This is a genomic window from Aeromonas sp. S18(2024) (genome assembly GCF_041402525.1).
Classification (GTDB): domain Bacteria; phylum Pseudomonadota; class Gammaproteobacteria; order Enterobacterales; family Aeromonadaceae; genus Aeromonas; species Aeromonas enteropelogenes.
The window spans coordinates 405,104-421,166 of the sequence record NZ_JBGLQV010000003.1 but is presented as its reverse complement, the minus strand read 5'-3'; the positions used below and the strand labels follow the sequence as shown (position 1 = coordinate 421,166).

Here is a 16,063-nt window from a genome sequence, read left to right as displayed (position 1 = left end):
AAACCCACCGTTTGTCACTAGATGGAGCAATGATTGGCTGGTGGTCATCAGAGCGGTGCCAGCACGGCCATCAGCGCTTTTTCCGCCTCGGCAAAGGCGGTGGCATCGGCAGGCTTGGCGCCCACCCCGAATACCCCCGGGTTGCCGATGGCGTCGAGCACTCGGGTCAGCGCCTGATCCGCGGCCTGGCGATCCCCTTCACTCAGGGAGGGAAGGATCACATCCAGAAAGCGCTTGCTCTTGACCACCAGCACCTTGGCGGTCTGGTAGTCACCAAGGTTTTGCTTTGCCCCATCGAGGCGGCGCTCGATCTCCGCCTTGTAGGCGCGATTGAGCAGGGCGGCGGTGGCGGCAGCATCCTTGCTCTTGATAGCAGCGGCCAGCGGCGCCTGCAGTTCCACCTTGTGGTGCTGCTCCAGATAGCCGAGCTCATCGGCGAGCCCCTTGAGGGGCTCGCTGGCATCCTGGCCTTCACTGGCAGCCGTCAGCAGCTGCTCGCGGGCGTCGATCAGCGGCTCCTTGCCGGCCGCTGCATAGGAGTAAGCCTGAGCCTGTCCCATGCCAGTCAACACGGGGCCTGCCAGCAGGGTGAGGGCAATAAAACCGTGGCGTATGGTCATCCTGTTCTCCTTGGTTTGCTTATAGCGCGGACGTTACGCCACGCTCTGGGTCTCGATCACGGTATTTTCGTTGCGATGATTGAAGATGGCGTGGCGTCTGTCCACCCCGTCGATGACCATGTCGGCGGCCATCAGCCCCATCTCCATGGCGGTGTCGGTGAAGATGTAGCGAAACGTCCCCTGGCGGCCGGTCATGATGAGGTTGGTGATCGGCATCAGCGCCTGGATGGCGGCGTTGCGCCGGGCCTGATAGCCGAGATCCATCAGCGGATAGGCGTACTCGCTTCGCGCCTCAAACGTCTCGTCACCCAGCTTGGCGGTATCGACCCCCAGGCTCGCCAGATCCTGAGTGACCCGGCCGCGCAGATCGGCGAGCGGTGCCTGCCAGGTGGTATCCCCCGGATCGCAGGGGATCTCCAACATCACGGATGTTTGCCCCATCGGCGCCATAAAGGGGCTGCGCCGGCGCGGCTCCTGCAAACGGGTGGCCAGGATATGGGGATCGGAGAGGTACTGCCAGGTGTTGTCCGACAGGTTCTCCTGCTTGAGCGGCATATTGACGAAGCGCAGCGAACGGTAGTGCAGATCGCACGGCAAGCCCAGATGCTGGCAGGTGAGCGGCAGCGGCAGGGTGGAGATCACCTGATCGAAGCGTTCGCTTTGCTCAACGCCATTCTGACGCCAGTAGACCCGCTCAATCCGGCCATCGACCTGCTCGAGGCGAGTGATGGTGGCGCCGGTCTTGAGCGCCACCCCTTCTGCCAGCAGTCGCTCGCCCAGGGTGGTGAAGATCTGGCCGAAGCCATATTTGGGGTAGCGGTACTTGCGGGCGTAAGTGCGCACAGAAATGCTGCCGTTACGCCTTGGCAGCAGGCGGCGCGCCACATCTTTGAGGTCAATCAGGCTGATGCGCTGGCCGGCCCAGTCGGCGGAGAGCTTGTCCGGGTTGATGCCCCACAGCTTGGCGGTGTAGCCCTCGAAAAACTGGCGATAGAGGGTGCGGCCAAAGTGGCTCTGGATCCACTCGGCAAAGCTTGCCCTGGCAAAATCGGTGGGTTTCTTGGCAAAGGGCAACAGCAGCAGATCCTTCATCGCCCCGGCCATCAGGGACAGCGGCGCCGTCTTGAGCAGGTTCGGCAGGTTCAAGGGGTAGTCATAGGTGCGCCCGCCGAAGCGGATCACGCTCTTGCGCATCGCGTGGAGCAGATCGTCCCCCATCAGCTCGTCGATAAAGGCGAGCAGCTCGGGGTTCTTGGTGATGAAGCGGTGGCCACCGTAGTCGAAGCGATACTCGCCATCGCGCCCCTTGAAGGTCTGGGTGGCGCACATGCCGCCCACCACGCTCTCCTGCTCGAACAGGGTGACCGCAAAACCGGCCTGACGCAGGCGCCAGGCGGCCATCAGACCGGCAGGGCCGGCGCCCAGCACTGCAATGTTGTTCTTGTTGTTGTCGCTCATGACGGTGTTCCAAAACGGCTGGCAAAAGAGAAAAGGGACGGATGAACAAGCGGCTCACCCCGGTGAGCCGCCTTGCCATGTCGGGCCCTCAGCATATCAGGGCTTGGCGCCGGATCCCGCTGGCTGTGGCTGGGGGCGGTAGCTGCGTTGCCAGAGAGTAACGAAGACCACCAGATAAGCGGCCCAGGTCAGCAGCTGCAGGCCGGCCGGCGAGGCATTGTAGCCAAACAGGGCGCGCAGGAAGGTGCCGAAGATCCCCTGATCGTCGAGAATGTGGCTGATGTTGAACACCGGCTCGGTCCAGAGGGTAATGACCCCCGCCGCCTGTAGCATGTTGACGGCAGAGGAGAGCAATCCGGCGGCGATGATGATGATAAGCAGGCTGGTCCAGCGAAAGAAAGGGGCCAGGGCCACCTTGCGGGTGGAGCGCAGCAGCCCCCACACCAGCGCCACCGATACCAGCAGGCCTGCCAGCGCGCCGACAAGGCCGGATTGCAGATCGACTCCCTGACCCGAGTAGAGCAGGGCGGAGAAGAAGAGCACGGTTTCAAACCCTTCACGCATCACGGCGAGGAAGGCGAGCAGGGCCAGGCCAAACAGGTTGCCACTATCGAGCGCCGCGTCGATGCGCGCCGTCATGGCCCCCACCTGGGACTTGGCCTGCTTTTGCATCCAGATGGCCATGTAGCTCAGCACCAGAGTGGCAAAAATCAGGATCCCCGCCATCAAGAGGTGGTTGTAGCGCTCGCTCTCGAACTGGCTCACCACCACCTGGAACAGAAAGGCCACCACCAGCGAGGTGACGAGCCCAAGCCCGACCCCCAGATAGATGAACTTGTTGTAGCGGCTCGCCCCCAGCTTGGCGAGGTAGGAGAGGCAGATGCCCACCAGCAGAAAGGCTTCCAGCCCCTCGCGCAGGGTAATGAGAAAACTTGCAAACATCAGGTTTGAGGCTCCGTATCGGGCATGTTTGGGGTGGGCTGCAAGGTGAGTTGCAGCCGATTGAGTTGTAGCCGAGTGAGCAGCACTATGGGTGGCTCCGGCAAGCTCGGCTCGGCGGCGCGCACCGCATCACTGACCCACTTGGGGTAGGTGCGGAAATTGAGTTTGATATCGGCCTTGAATGGCCCTTTGGCATCCGTCGGCAGCGGCCAGGCTTCATCGCGCCAACCATCGGCCGGGATGCGGGTGTCTTCCAGCAGCTTGGCGTAGCGCCAGAACTTGAGCCCCACCGGCTTGCCCTCGGCATCGCCGAACACCTTCCTGAACAAGCGGGCATCCTCGGGCACGGCGCCATCCACCGGCTGGCCGCTTTTGAGCACGATTTTACCGGTGACATCGGTGACGATCAGCTCCAGCCAGAGCTCGCGAAAATCGGCGACCCCGGTGGGCAGGGCATGGCCCGCGCCGGTATTGGCGACCCGCACCACCAGCTCGGGCTGCTGGCCTGTCTTGGTTTCGATGCGGGCAGACAGCGTCGCGCTGGAGCGCAAGAGCGCCAGGCTCTCCTGCTCAAGCTCGGGACTGCGTAGCCCCACCAGCTGGTGCTGGGCACCGGTGAAGTTGTGGCGATAGAGGCGTTCTTTCACTGTGCCGTTCTCGGTAGACTGGCCGGCCACCGGCGCGCCGCCGTTACCGGGCTCCGGGTTCATATGGCAGTCGATGCAGGTGCGCCGTTTAGCGGGGTCCTCTGCTTTGGCGAAGCTGGAGTTCTCCCACTCGTCCCAGGTGTTGACGATATTGGCGCCGGTGCCCGGGGCGAACTCGTTGTGGCAGGATTTGCACAGGGCCGCATCCCGATAGAAATCCTTCTGGTAGGAGGCTTTGTGCATGGCGGGGCGGGCATTGATCTGCCGCTCGGCCAGCCAGTGCTGGAGGCTGCCGCCCGGGGCATCCTCGAACACATAGCTCTCGCGGTCTTTCAAATTCACGGTAAAGGCGCTGTTGCCGCCGGCATCTTCCACCTTGGTGATGCGATGGCAGAGCACGCAGCCGGTGCCTTCTTCCACCACTGGCTCGCTTTTCTGGTGGGCGGCAATCAGCGAGGCGCCCCCCTGCTCGAACATATTCGAACCCTTGGGCAGTTCCGTCTGGCCGGTCAGCACCTGCTGGGGCATGTGGCAGCCCTGGCACCACTGGCCGAATGCTTCCCCTTCGGTCTCCCGTGCCAGCGCCTGTACCACCTTGTAGTAGGGGTGGGAGTTGCCCATCAGTCGGTGATTGCTCTCGCTCCAATCTTTGAACGCCTGTTGGTGGCAGTTCTGGCAGGAGGCGGAGTTGAGCCACTCTTTCGGGTGGGTGGTCGGCGCTTTGGCGGGATCCGTGCGCGGGGCGTCGAGCCGCAGCCAGTTGGCGAGATAGGGGAGGTTGCCATCGGCGGTCACGAAGGCGTGCAGATCCTCCATCATCGCCTTTACCTCGGGTTGGGGTTTGACGGGATCGACTGTCTCGGCCCCATCGCGGGTGTCATGGCCCATGCCCCCCTGGGTCTGCTGGGTCATGCGCAGGTATTCGCCGACAAAATCCCCCGCCACCATGTTGGCGAGGTTGGCGTGGCCGTTGATGGCGTTGTCGCGGCTTTTCTGGCGATGGGCCGCCATCAGATAGCGGTTGGTGAAGTTGAACCCGTCCAGATGGCAGGAGTTGCAGCTCATCCAGTTGTCCCCCGCCATGGGGAAGCGGCTATTTGCCGCGGTGTTGCCGAGATTGAACAGCCGCTCGCCACGTTTGAGGGGCTCGGGGCGGGGATCGACTGCCACCAGTTTGGCGAAGTGGGGCACATCGACGGTGACCCGGGCGAAGGGGCCGCTGCCGCCGGTGTTGAGGCGGGTGAGATCTTGCCCCATGACGTTGTGCACCAGGATCTGGTCGCCGTCGATCAAAAGATCGCGCGGATTCTGGCCCGGCAGGTGGCGCAGCAGCTGGGTTGCCTTGGCGCCGCCCTGAAACTTCTTGCGGCGGTGGCGATTGCTGTTGGACTTGCCGCTGCGCGACAGATCAAACACCAGCAAGTCCTCGGAACCCGCCAGGGTCAGGTAGACCCGCTTGCCATCGGCGGCGAAGCGCGCTGCGAAGGGATTGGAGACGATTTGGCTGCGGTTGCCGACATTGGGCAAGTTGATCTGCAAGAAGAGCTGTTTGCGCTCGTCGACCTTTTCTTTCTCTTCCTCGAGATCGATGATGGAGACCGCCGGGAAAACGGTGCTCTGAAACTGGAAGGGATGGCTGAAGCTCCACAGCACATGGGGCAGCCAGGCTTCGCTGCCATCGGGGGAGAGGGCGATGCCGTCCAGCAGGCGCGGCAAGCCTTGAGAGTCGCTTGGGGTGGCGCTCTGGGTCTCGGCCAGGGTGATCAGGCGCGGTGTGGGCAGGGCAGCTTTTTTGGCGCCGCCCTCCAGCTTGGCGAGATCGTAGATGGCGAGCTGGCCGGTCATGGCGTGGGTGAGCAACAGGCGATCATCGTCGGTCAAGGCAAGTCCGCGCGGGGTTTCGGCGGTGACCATATCCAGCAGCAGCTTGCCATCCGTGTCATAGGCCTGCAGGCGGCCCGCCTCGAACAGGGTGACCCAGAACCAGCGCCGCTTGGGATCGTAGATGACGCCGTAGGGTTTATGGCCGGTGGGGATCGCCTTTTTTAGGTCGAGATCATCATCCAGCAGCAGCAGGCGATCGCCGCTGTAGTCGGTCACCAGCAGATTGCCACCCTCTGCGCGGGCCAGCTGGCGCAGATCGCCGCCAAAGCGGGCCTCCTTGAGACGCTTGCCACTTTCTCGCTCAAGCAGAGTGACCGAGCCTGCGCCCTGGTTGGCTACCAGCAGGTGAGGGGTTTTCCCCTCGTCATAGGCAATCATGGCCGCCCCCATCTCTTGGGCCGAGGCGTTCCCCGGCAACAGTATGGTGGCGAGCAGGGCCGAAAAGAGCGAAGAGAGAAGCAACTTCAACATGGGATCAGGAACGCCATCTGAGAATGGTCCAGCGCCAGGCGTGGCGCAGTACCAGGGGAGTCAATGCTAGAGCGCTCAGCCAGTGGGCCCAGCTGGCGAGGTTGCCAGTGGTATCGCCCGGGGTGCCGTGCAATACCAGCAGCAGCCCGCTGGCCAGACACACCAGCAGTAAGCCCTCAATGATACGCCCCGTGGTGCGCAAGAAGGGTTTGCGGCTTCTCTTCAGCAGGCTGCGATGGGAGAGCCAGAACGCCCCGAACAGCAACGGAAACAGGGTCAAGGAGAGCACTACATGGAGAAACAGGTTCCAGCGCGCCAGCGACCAGAGCGGAGTCAGAGGCTCCCACAGCAGCAGGCCTGAGAAGAACATCAGGTAGAGGGTGCCCTCGGCGGCCTGATGGTGATAGGCCAGCCATTGCCAGAAGGGGCGTGTTGAGAGGGAAAGGCTTGTCATGAATGCTCCGGCACCGATGGTCGGTTTGGGTGAAGCAGTCTATAACGCAGAAAAGGCAATGAAAAGAGTTATCAATTCCATTGGTGATGAATAAAGGCTGAATGATGTGTAGAACGGAAAAAGGATGAACGACAGATGTTGGGGATATCAACAAGTGCTGAACCGAAGCCGGAGAGGTGGGGGGCGTCAGGGGCTTGGGTTGCCGCGATGTGGTGGCGTACGGGATAAACCGGGAGGTATAAAACCAAAAAGCCCGGTCGATTGACCGGGCTTTTTGGTTTTGAAAATGGCTCCCCCGACAGGACTTGAACCTGTGACATACGGATTAACAGTCCGCCGTTCTACCGACTGAACTACGGGGGAATTGGCTCCTCCTACTGGACTTGAACCAGTGACATACGGATTAACAGTCCGCCGTTCTACCGACTGAACTAAGGAGGAATTGCCTGTCTCGTCGAGACGGGGCGGATATTAATGGCCAGGGTGGCGGGTGTCAACCCGCGATCTTTGTTAAAAACGGATTTTCGACCTGTTTGCCCAAAACTTGGTCTTTGCCGCTTATTTTGAGCACAATCAGTCTCTTGCACTTGCTTCACTGGTCACAAAGAGGGGCTAGAGGGGGTGTGCTGATGAGGGAAACTTCCCTTTATCGGCTGCGAACGTGCAAAATTGATGCAATGTCTCAAATGGCAATCTTTGCGGCTAACTGGGCTGGAGTCCGGATAAATATCGGGGATTTGGTGGCGAATGGGCAAAATGGTGGGCGAGTGTGTCATTCATTGATCCTGACCATCGAAAAAACGGCGCGGCAGGAGTAAGGTTACGCAGGATACCATCGCCGCGTCGACAGTTCTGCCGGCCCTTGATGATGATCGGGCGCCGGATTTATCCGGCCTTTATCTCCCTCTTCTGGTATTACGATATACATGCACAAGCAAGCACCTTTGAATAGCGTGAAGCTGGCCGTTGCTTTACGCCAATCCTGTATCGATGAACCCTATAATGTTGCCCGCTTTGGCCGCGATCTGATCGCCGGCATTACCGTGGGCATTATTGCCATTCCGCTGGCCATGGCGCTGGCGATTGCCAGTGGCGTGCCGCCACAACATGGCCTCTACACCGCAATTATCGCCGGTATCGTGATCGCGGTGACCGGTGGCTCCCGTTACTCCATCTCGGGGCCGACCGCCGCTTTTGTGGTGATCCTCTATCCGGTGGCCCAGCAATTTGGCGTGGGTGGCCTGTTGATGGCGACCCTGCTCTCCGGCTTCTTCCTGCTGGCCATGGGGATGGCGCGGCTCGGCCGCCTTATCGAGTACATCCCCCCCTCAGTGACTCTGGGCTTCACCGGTGGTATCGCCATCGTGATCGCGACCCTGCAGATCAAGGATTTCTTCGGCTTGCACGTGGCCGAGATGCCGGAAACCTATGTTGGCAAGGTGGAGGCGCTGGTACATGCCCTGCCCAGCTGGCAGTGGGGAGACACCCTCGTCGGGGTCGCGACCCTGGCGGTACTGCTGCTCTGGCCGCGACTGCGCCTGCCAGTGCCGGGCCATCTGCCTGCCGTGCTGGTGGGGGTGGGTCTGGGCTTTGGTCTGCATCAGTTCGGGGTGGATGTGGCCACCATCGGCAGCAAGTTCAGCTATACCCTGGCCGACGGGACCCAGGGGATGGGGATCCCGCCCATCGCGCCTAGCCTGGTGATGCCATGGGCCCTGCCCGGACCGGATGGTGCTCTTGTCGAATGGAACCTTGCCGCCATCGAGCGCCTGCTGCCGGCTGCGTTTTCCATGGCGATGCTGGGGGCCATTGAATCCCTGCTGTGCGCCGTGGTGCTGGATGGCATGACAGGTCGCAAGCACAGCTCCAACGCCGAACTGGTGGGGCAGGGGCTTGGCAATATACTGGCGCCCTTCTTTGGCGGTATCACCGCCACTGCCGCCATCGCCCGCTCTGCCGCCAACGTACGGGCGGGAGCGACCTCGCCTGTTTCCGGCATCGTCCATGCCCTGGTAGTGCTGGCGGCCATTCTGGTGCTGGCGCCCTGGCTCTCCTGGTTACCGCTGTCGGCCATGGCCGCGCTGCTGCTCATCGTCGCCTGGAACATGAGCGAAGCTCACAAGGTGGTGGAGCTGGTGCGCCGTGCCCCCAAATCCGATGTGCTGGTGCTGCTGGTCTGTCTGTCGCTCACCGTCATCTTCGACATGGTGATTGCCATTACCTTCGGGGTGATCCTGGCTTCCCTGCTCTTTATGCGCGAGATCGCCAAGATGACCCGTTTGCACGATTTGGCCGAGCATAAGCGCTATGTCAAGGAGCTGCCGGATAACAGTCTGGTCTACAAGATCAACGGCCCGCTCTTCTTCGCTGCGGCCGAGCGGGTCTTTGGTGAGCTGGAAGCCCAGGTGAAGGGGCATCGTCTGCTGGTGTTGCAGATGGAGGCGGTCTCCATCCTGGATGCGGGCGGGCTGTCGGCCTTCCTGCACTTTGGCAAGCAGATGGCCACCGCCGGGGTCGAGGTGCGTGTCGCCGAGCTGCAGTTCCAGCCGCTCAAGACGCTTGCCCGTGCCAAGGTGCGTCCTCAGCCCGGCAAGCTGGAATTCTACGGTTCGCTGGAAGAGGCCCTCAAAGGGGAACACTTGCACGAAGCGGCGGAAAATTGAGTAAAAGGGATACAAAACGGCATGTTTTTGGTCATTTTGTTCGACTATCAAGCGAACGAACGCAAAAAGTAAAAAATTGCATTGACCAAATGCCTGCGTATCCCGTACATTACGCCCCGTTCCAGCGCAACGGCGCAACGAACAGCGTGTTGGCTGAACACGTTAAACAACAGACCAAAATTTGGTGAGGTGTCCGAGTGGCTGAAGGAGCACGCCTGGAAAGTGTGTATACGGCAACGTATCGAGGGTTCGAATCCCTCCCTCACCGCCAAATTGCAAAGCCCGACCTGATGGTCGGGCTTTTTGCTTTTCCGGGCTTTCTCATTATCAATGACTGATGTGATCCCGGCATCCTCCTTCTCCCTGCCTGCGCCAGTGATCTTTCACTCCCGATAAGGGACCCAAGGCTCCCAGTTCCTTTATCCAATCAATGGTGGGAGGAGGGGAGATGGAACATCTTTTCATGGCGCTGTTTCAGGCGCCCCAACCAGATCCCCAGGCCTGCCGTCAGGCAGAGCACCAGCTCGATCCCCACCACCAGGCCCTCGAGCCTGCCTTGTTCCCAGAACGGGTGGAGGTAGAGCCCCCCGAGGCTGGCCCCCAGATAGTAGGTCACAAGATAGAGGGAGGAGGCGAGCGCCCGGTTGTGTTCGACGTGTTGACCCACCCAGGCGCTGGCGCAGGCGTGAGCCAGGAAAAAACCGAAGCTGGAGACAAGCAGGGCGGTGAGGATCCCGGAAAGGGTGCCCAGCAGCAGGCAGATACTCCCCAGCGCCATCAGGGCAATCCCCGCCAGCAACATGCGTTGGGCTCCCCAGCGATTGGCGCAGCGCCCGCTTAAGGAGGAGGCGACGGTGCCGGAGAGGTAGGTCAGAAACAGCATGCCAAGCCACTGGGTCGGCAGGGAAAATGGGGGGGCTGCCAGCAGGAAGGTGAGATAGCTGAACTGGTTCAGAAAGACCATGAAGTTGAGCCCGCCAATCAGATAGGCACCCACCAGCAGCGGATTGCTTAGATGTTGTTGCAAGGCGTGGGCAAACTGGCCCGGCACAGGGGAGGCCGCGACAAAGCGCGTTTGATGAGGCAGCAGCCAGAACACCAGCGGCAGCAAGGCAAGGCTGATCGCGCCAATGCCGAGGAAGGTGTGCTGCCAGTCGCCAAACCAGCCTGCCAGCAAGCCACCGACCACCCGACCCGCGATCCCCCCGAGGGAGTTGGCGGCGATATAGACCCCGACCGCCGAGAGCAGCGCCCGCTTGCTGAACTCCTCGCCCATGTAGGCGATGGCTGTGGCGGGCAGACCCGCCAACAGGGCGCCCTGCAGGATCCGCAGCAGCAGCAGGGCTTCAAATTGCTCGACCAGCGGAATGAGCAGGGAGAGTAGGATCGCCAGCGTGAGGGTACCCAGCATCACCTGGCGACGGCCATGGCGATCGGCCAGTCTGGCGCACAGGAGCAGGGAGGCGGCCAGCCCGGCGGTGCAGCCAGCCAGAGTCCAGCTGGCCGAGAGAGAGTTGACCGAGAACACCTCGGCGATCAGCGGCAACAGGGGATGGGTCTGGTAGAGATTGAGAAAGACCAGAAAAGAACCCAGGCTGAGCGCCAGGGTGGCGCGTATCCATTCGCGACTTCCAACTTCGATCATGCTTGCAATGTCCTGACAACTTTTCATCAGGGTAGAGCGCCATGACACATAAATATAATATATTTAAGTTATCTGTCTTATAAGATTAATTGATATGGATTTGAAACAGCTCACTTATCTGCTGGCGGTCAGGGATGCCGGTTCATTCACCAAGGCGGCCAGCGGGCTGCATGTTGCGCAGCCTGCCATCAGCATGGCCATCGCCAAGTTGGAGCAGCAACTGGAGCTGCGTCTGTTCGACAGGCAGGATCGGGCGGTGCGTCTCACCCCGGAGGGGGAGGTGCTCTGCCGCCATGCCGAGCGACTGCTGTTGCAGATGCACCAGGCCGAGGCTGAGATGGCCGAGCTAAAAGGGTTGGAGCGGGGGGAGGTGCGGATCGGCATTCCCTACATGATGGGCTCCTACTATTTTCCGCCGAGGTTGATGGCCTTCAAGCACCGCTATCCCGGGCTCAAGATCCGGGTGGAGGAGGCGGGAACCCGCGAGCTGCTTAGCCGCATGATGGACGGTACCCTGGATCTGGCCATCCTCATCACCAGCGATCTGCCCCCCACCATCGAGGGGGCTCACCTGCTGACCGAGGAGATGCTGATGGTGGTAGGGGAGGAACACCCGCTCCACGGCGCGCCCGGGGTGACGCTCGAGCAGTTCTTCCAGCAGGAGCTGGCCCTGTTTCGCCGCGGTTTTTACCACAGGGAGCATATGGAGGCCCTGGCCCAGACTCTGGGTGTCGAGCCCAATATCGCGTTTGAGAGCAACCTGATCCCCCTGCTCAAGGCGGTAGTGCGCCAGGGTTTTGCGGTGACCACCTTCCTGCGAATGGTGCTGGAAGAGGACGCCGATCTGGGGGGCGTGTCGTTTCAGCCCCCCATCTTCCTCGATCTTTGCGTGGCCTGGCGGCGTGGGGATCCGCTCTCCATGGCCAACCGTGCCCTGCGGGACTTTTTGCTGAGTGAACGTTCAGGGGCGCAGGACACCCAGGCCTAATTCGGGACTCGATGCGAGATTTGCCGAGGCCTGGTGGGGGATGCGCTCATGGAGAAATTGGCCTGGTGTCTGCTGGCTGGATGCAAGAAAGGGCATAGCGCCTGACTGCCGTGATGGAGACATAAAAAAACGCCTCATGGGAGGCGTTTTCATCAGCTGAAAAGTAGCAGACTCACTTTTTCAGCATGTGATCCAGCTTGTTGGCCTTGGTCGAGAGGTAAAACTCGTTGTGGGGATTGCGCCCCTCCTGCAGGGGAACCCGCTCGGCCACCGGAATGCCAAAACTCTCCATCGCCTTCATCTTGCGCGGGTTGTTGGTCATCAACTTGAGAGATTGAACCTCGAGCAGCTTGAGCATGTCGGCACAGATGGTGTAATCACGCATGTCGGCGGCAAAGCCCAGGGCCACGTTGGCCTCGACGGTATCGGCCCCCTGATCCTGCAGATGATAGGCCCGGATCTTGTTGAGCAGACCGATGCCACGCCCTTCCTGACGCACATACAACAAAACGCCGCGGCCCGCCTTGGCGATATTCTCGAGGGCGGCCTGCAACTGGAAGCCGCAATCACAACGCAGACTGAACAAGGCATCGCCGGTCAGGCATTCCGAGTGGATCCGGCCCAAAACGGGTTCCGTGCCGGTTATGTCGCCCATGACCAGGGCGGCGTGATCCTTACCCGTGCCGGTTTCCTGAAAACCTACCAGCGTGAAAGTGCCCCAGGGGGTTGGCAATTTGGATCTGGCCACGAGGGTAACGCTGCTCATAGGTTGCTCCTTACTACAACTGCTCAAAAAAAGGGGGCCAGTTTAGCGCGCCTTGTCGGTAACGACCATAAGAACAAGTCCCTGCATTGATTAATGAAATGTACCGACGGCAAATGGCGGAGCAGAGCGGGCTTTTGCGCCATTGTATGTATTGGTGACTGCCAGTGGCAGCACATTTGGGTATAATCGGCGCCCATTAACCCATTCCTTCGGGATGGGCGCAACACAGTGCAGGAGAGAAGTTATGCCTCAGATGGCCCCCGTAATGACAATTGATGGCCCCAGTGGTGCCGGCAAGGGCACCTTGTGTCTGTTGCTCGCCGAGAAGCTGGGTTGGCACTTGCTGGATTCGGGCGCCATCTACCGGGTGTTGTCCCTGGCCGCCTTGCATCATGATGTGGAGCTGGACAGTGAAGCTGCGCTGGTGCCCCTGGCCGCCCACCTGGACGTGCAATTTCAGGTTGAAGGGGAGCTGGTCAAGGTGATCCTGGAAGGGGAGGATGTCTCCCGTACCATCCGCACCGAAGAGGTTGGCAATGCTGCCAGTAAAATCGCAGCCTTCCCGCGGGTTCGGGAAGCCTTGTTGCGTCGTCAGCGTGCATTTCGTCAGGCCCCTGGTCTCATCGCCGATGGTCGTGACATGGGAACCGTGGTTTTCCCGGAGGCCGAGGTGAAGATTTTCCTCGACGCCAGCGCCGAAGAACGGGCCCAACGTCGCTATAAGCAGTTGCAAGATAAAGGCTTTGATGTTAACTTTGAGCGTCTTTTAACCGAGATTCGGGAGCGTGATGATCGCGATAGAAATCGCGCCACCGCCCCCCTGAAACCGGCAGAAGATGCTCTCGTGGTGGATTCAACCGCCATGACCATAGATGAAGTGCTGGCAACAGTGCTCGCCTATGCGGAGCAACAACTCGGAGATGCCAGCGCAAGCTGACATCCGGTCGTCTGCACCAAGGATGGCGCAGATTATTTAAAACAACCCCGCTTGTGCTGGATGACAAGTGGATGTTTCATTTGTGACATAAACAATGATCGAATCTTTTGCTCAACTCTTTGAAGAGTCCCTGAATGCCGTTGAAACCCGTCAAGGTTCCATCGTCAAGGGTACTGTCGTTGCTATCGAGAACGGTTTCGTACTGGTTGACGCCGGTCTGAAATCCGAGTCCGCTATCCCGGCTGAAGAATTTAAAAACGCCATGGGCGAGCTGGAAATCAACGTAGGTGACTCCGTTGACGTGGCTCTGGACTCTATCGAAGATGGTTTCGGCGAAACCAAGCTGTCCCGCGAAAAAGCCAAGCGCCACGAAGCCTGGCTGCAGCTTGAGAAAGCTTACGAAGAGCAAGCTACCGTTATCGGTATCATCAACGGCAAGGTCAAGGGTGGTTTCACCGTTGAACTGAACGGCATCCGTGCCTTCCTGCCGGGTTCTCTGGTTGACGTGCGTCCGATCCGTGACACCGCTCACCTGGAAAACAAAGAACTCGAGTTCAAAGTCATCAAGCTGGACCAGAAGCGCAACAACGTTGTTGTTTCCCGTCGTGCCGTGATCGAGACCGAGAACACCTCCGAGCGCGAAAGCCTGCTGGCTAACCTGCAAGAAGGTCAAGAAGTTAAGGGTATCGTCAAGAACCTGACCGACTACGGTGCATTCGTAGATCTGGGCGGTGTTGACGGCCTGCTGCACATCACCGACATGGCGTGGAAGCGCGTTAAGCATCCTTCCGAAATCGTCAACGTTGGCGACGAGATCTCCGTCAAGGTTCTGAAGTTCGACCGCGAGCGTACCCGTGTATCCCTGGGTCTGAAGCAGCTGGGCGAAGATCCGTGGGTTGCTATCGCCAAGCGTTACCCGGAGACCACCCGTCTGTCTGGCCGCGTGACCAACCTGACCGACTACGGCTGCTTCGTTGAAATCGAAGAAGGCGTTGAAGGCCTGGTACACGTATCCGAGATGGATTGGACCAACAAGAACATCCACCCGTCCAAAGTTGTTAACGTTGGCGACGTGGTTGACGTGATGGTTCTGGACATCGACGAAGAGCGTCGTCGTATCTCCCTGGGTCTGAAGCAGTGCAAATCCAACCCGTGGCAGCTGTTTGCCGAAACTCACGCCAAAGGCGACCGTGTTTCCGGCAAGATCAAGTCCATCACTGACTTCGGTATCTTCATCGGTCTGGATGGCGGCATCGACGGTCTGGTTCACCTGTCTGACATCTCCTGGAACAACCAGGGCGAAGAAGCCGTGCGTGAATTCAAGAAAGGCGACGAGATCGAAGCCGTTGTTCTGCAAGTGGATCCGGAGCGTGAGCGCATCTCCCTGGGCGTCAAGCAGATCGAAGAAGACCCGTTCAACAAGTACCTGGCTGACAACAAGAAAGGTGCTATCGTGAAGGGTAAGGTTACCGAGGTTGATGCCAAAGGTGCCGTTATCGAACTGGCTGACGGCGTAGAAGGCTACCTGCGTGCCTCCGACGCTGCGCGTGACCGCGTAGAAGACGCCACTCTGGTGCTGTCTGTTGGTGACGAAGTTGAAGCCAAATTCATGGGCGTTGATCGTAAGAACCGCACCGTAAGCCTGTCTGTCCGCGCTAAGGACGAGGCTGACGAGCGTGTCGCTATCGACAACCTGAACCAGCAAGAAGAAGTTGTGTTCAGCAACGCTATGGCTGAAGCGTTCAAAGCCGCCAAGGGTGAGTAATCCTTGATGCAAGAAAAGGGCGGCATTGCGCCGCCCTTTTTTATCCTGGCAAAATGAATATTGCATGTGATCGGGGAAGGAGATTTAACGTTATGACCAAATCAGATCTCATCGAACAACTGGCAGCCAGCCGCATGCATATGCCGGCCAAGGATGTCGAAGCGGCCATCAAGGAGATCCTTGAACAAATGGCATCGACCTTGCAAAACGGCGACCGGATTGAAATTCGCGGATTTGGCAGTTTTTCACTGCACTATCGTGCCCCCCGCGTGGGCCGTAACCCCAAGACCGGGGACAAGGTTGAACTGACCGGGAAATATGTCCCGCACTTCAAACCTGGCAAAGAGTTGCGCGAGCGCGTCAACACCATTGAATAATGCAAAAATGGGCATACTCGGGTATGCCTTTTTTGTTTTTGGCCTTTGAACCTGTGCCAATCATCTTGTTTCTTAAACTCTTTTCCCATTCACTCTAGAGTCTGCCTGTGATTTTAAGGATAATCAGCCTCTCACTCGATACTGACAGGGAGCTCTTATGAAGCGTATTTTGGCCCTTATCCCGCTGGTGCTGGTCTTTATTCTGACCCTGGCGCTGGGTTCACAAAACGGTCAGCTGGTTCAGTTCAACTACCTGATTGCGCAAGGAGAGTTCTCGCTCGCCATGCTGCTCGGGTTCTTCTTCGCTGGTGGCTTCCTCCTTGGTTGGCTGGTTTTCGGCCTGCTGTTCCTGCGTTTGAAGATGCAAAACCGCACCCTCAATCGCACCATGCGTCGTCAATCCCGCGAATTGGAGCTGGCCCGTACGGCGGGTAAGGAATAATGCT

At 59.6% G+C, this 16,063-nt stretch carries 13 protein-coding genes and 3 tRNA genes; 7 read left to right on the top strand and 9 right to left on the bottom strand.

Annotation, left to right across the window (positions count from 1 at the left end):
* Positions 1-47 precede the first annotated feature (47 nt).
* The 7 genes from ACB034_RS08140 to ACB034_RS08110 form a co-directional block, all read right to left on the bottom strand.
* Positions 48-620, bottom strand: a complete 573-nt coding sequence (locus ACB034_RS08140) for a hypothetical protein (RefSeq protein ID WP_371172549.1) — start codon at positions 618-620, stop codon at positions 48-50.
* Positions 621-653: 33 nt separating this feature from the next.
* Complete coding sequence (locus ACB034_RS08135) at positions 654-2,078, bottom strand: FAD-dependent oxidoreductase (RefSeq protein ID WP_371172548.1); 1,425 nt, start codon at positions 2,076-2,078, stop codon at positions 654-656.
* 96 nt (positions 2,079-2,174) lie between these two features.
* Complete coding sequence (locus ACB034_RS08130) at positions 2,175-3,020, bottom strand: FTR1 family protein (RefSeq protein WP_026457378.1); 846 nt, start codon at positions 3,018-3,020, stop codon at positions 2,175-2,177.
* Complete coding sequence (locus ACB034_RS08125; protein WP_371172547.1) at positions 3,020-6,022, bottom strand: YncE family protein; 3,003 nt, start codon at positions 6,020-6,022, stop codon at positions 3,020-3,022. The genes ACB034_RS08130 and ACB034_RS08125 overlap by 1 nt, the downstream gene beginning before the upstream one ends.
* A 4-nt stretch (positions 6,023-6,026) precedes the next feature.
* Positions 6,027-6,476 carry a hypothetical protein gene (locus ACB034_RS08120; RefSeq protein WP_371172546.1) on the bottom strand — a complete coding sequence of 150 codons (450 nt, stop codon included), beginning with the start codon at positions 6,474-6,476 and terminating at the stop codon, positions 6,027-6,029.
* Between the two features lie 287 nt (positions 6,477-6,763).
* A tRNA-Asn gene (locus ACB034_RS08115) sits at positions 6,764-6,839 on the bottom strand.
* Between the two features lie 2 nt (positions 6,840-6,841).
* Positions 6,842-6,917 (bottom strand) — tRNA-Asn (locus ACB034_RS08110).
* A gap of 485 nt (positions 6,918-7,402) precedes the next feature.
* On the opposite strand from ACB034_RS08110, the gene dauA reads away from it, so the two are divergent.
* Positions 7,403-9,139 (top strand): C4-dicarboxylic acid transporter DauA, encoded by a 1,737-nt coding sequence (dauA, locus tag ACB034_RS08105; protein WP_371172545.1) that lies wholly within the window; start codon positions 7,403-7,405, stop codon positions 9,137-9,139.
* Positions 9,140-9,322: 183 nt separating this feature from the next.
* Positions 9,323-9,410, top strand: a tRNA-Ser gene (locus tag ACB034_RS08100).
* A gap of 156 nt (positions 9,411-9,566) precedes the next feature.
* On the opposite strand, the gene ACB034_RS08095 is transcribed toward ACB034_RS08100, so the two are convergent.
* Positions 9,567-10,784 (bottom strand): MFS transporter, encoded by a 1,218-nt coding sequence (locus ACB034_RS08095; RefSeq protein ID WP_371172544.1) that lies wholly within the window; start codon positions 10,782-10,784, stop codon positions 9,567-9,569.
* 94 nt (positions 10,785-10,878) lie between these two features.
* On the opposite strand from ACB034_RS08095, the gene ACB034_RS08090 reads away from it, so the two are divergent.
* The gene (locus tag ACB034_RS08090) at positions 10,879-11,772 is read left to right on the top strand and encodes a LysR family transcriptional regulator (RefSeq protein WP_371172543.1); all 894 of its coding nucleotides are present in this window, start codon (positions 10,879-10,881) and stop codon (positions 11,770-11,772) included.
* Between the two features lie 172 nt (positions 11,773-11,944).
* Here the strand turns inward: ACB034_RS08090 and ribA are convergent, their stop codons facing one another.
* Positions 11,945-12,538, bottom strand: coding sequence for a GTP cyclohydrolase II (gene ribA, locus ACB034_RS08085; protein ID WP_042029267.1), 594 nt, complete (start codon positions 12,536-12,538; stop codon positions 11,945-11,947).
* A gap of 244 nt (positions 12,539-12,782) precedes the next feature.
* Between ribA and cmk the strand changes: the two genes are divergently transcribed.
* The 4 genes from cmk (at position 12,783) to ACB034_RS08065 (ending at position 16,059) form a co-directional block, all read left to right on the top strand.
* Positions 12,783-13,475: a (d)CMP kinase gene (gene cmk / locus ACB034_RS08080; RefSeq protein ID WP_371172542.1), complete on the top strand. Its 693-nt coding sequence runs from the start codon at positions 12,783-12,785 to the stop codon at positions 13,473-13,475.
* 94 nt (positions 13,476-13,569) lie between these two features.
* Positions 13,570-15,240, top strand: coding sequence for a 30S ribosomal protein S1 (rpsA, locus tag ACB034_RS08075; RefSeq protein ID WP_026457387.1), 1,671 nt, complete (start codon positions 13,570-13,572; stop codon positions 15,238-15,240).
* Between the two features lie 92 nt (positions 15,241-15,332).
* Positions 15,333-15,617: an integration host factor subunit beta gene (gene ihfB / locus ACB034_RS08070; protein ID WP_026457386.1), complete on the top strand. Its 285-nt coding sequence runs from the start codon at positions 15,333-15,335 to the stop codon at positions 15,615-15,617.
* 157 nt (positions 15,618-15,774) lie between these two features.
* Positions 15,775-16,059, top strand: a complete 285-nt coding sequence (locus ACB034_RS08065) for a LapA family protein (RefSeq protein WP_026457385.1) — start codon at positions 15,775-15,777, stop codon at positions 16,057-16,059.
* Positions 16,060-16,063 lie beyond the last annotated feature (4 nt).

Excerpts from the sequence above, each read along its gene's own strand:
- ACB034_RS08140 (WP_371172549.1), bottom strand. The coding sequence starts at position 620 with ATGACCATACGCCACGGTTTTATTGCCCTCACCCTGCTGGCAGGCCCC.
- ACB034_RS08135 (WP_371172548.1), bottom strand. The coding sequence starts at position 2,078 with ATGAGCGACAACAACAAGAACAACATTGCAGTGCTGGGCGCCGGCCCT.
- rpsA (WP_026457387.1), top strand. The coding sequence starts at position 13,570 with ATGATCGAATCTTTTGCTCAACTCTTTGAAGAGTCCCTGAATGCCGTT.
- ACB034_RS08120 (WP_371172546.1), bottom strand. The coding sequence starts at position 6,476 with ATGACAAGCCTTTCCCTCTCAACACGCCCCTTCTGGCAATGGCTGGCC.
- dauA (WP_371172545.1), top strand. The coding sequence starts at position 7,403 with ATGCACAAGCAAGCACCTTTGAATAGCGTGAAGCTGGCCGTTGCTTTA.
- ACB034_RS08125 (WP_371172547.1), bottom strand. The coding sequence starts at position 6,022 with ATGTTGAAGTTGCTTCTCTCTTCGCTCTTTTCGGCCCTGCTCGCCACC.
- ribA (WP_042029267.1), bottom strand. The coding sequence starts at position 12,538 with ATGAGCAGCGTTACCCTCGTGGCCAGATCCAAATTGCCAACCCCCTGG.
- cmk (WP_371172542.1), top strand. The coding sequence starts at position 12,783 with ATGCCTCAGATGGCCCCCGTAATGACAATTGATGGCCCCAGTGGTGCC.
- ihfB (WP_026457386.1), top strand. The coding sequence starts at position 15,333 with ATGACCAAATCAGATCTCATCGAACAACTGGCAGCCAGCCGCATGCAT.
- ACB034_RS08130 (WP_026457378.1), bottom strand. The coding sequence starts at position 3,020 with ATGTTTGCAAGTTTTCTCATTACCCTGCGCGAGGGGCTGGAAGCCTTT.
- ACB034_RS08065 (WP_026457385.1), top strand. The coding sequence starts at position 15,775 with ATGAAGCGTATTTTGGCCCTTATCCCGCTGGTGCTGGTCTTTATTCTG.
- ACB034_RS08095 (WP_371172544.1), bottom strand. The coding sequence starts at position 10,784 with ATGATCGAAGTTGGAAGTCGCGAATGGATACGCGCCACCCTGGCGCTC.
- ACB034_RS08090 (WP_371172543.1), top strand. The coding sequence starts at position 10,879 with ATGGATTTGAAACAGCTCACTTATCTGCTGGCGGTCAGGGATGCCGGT.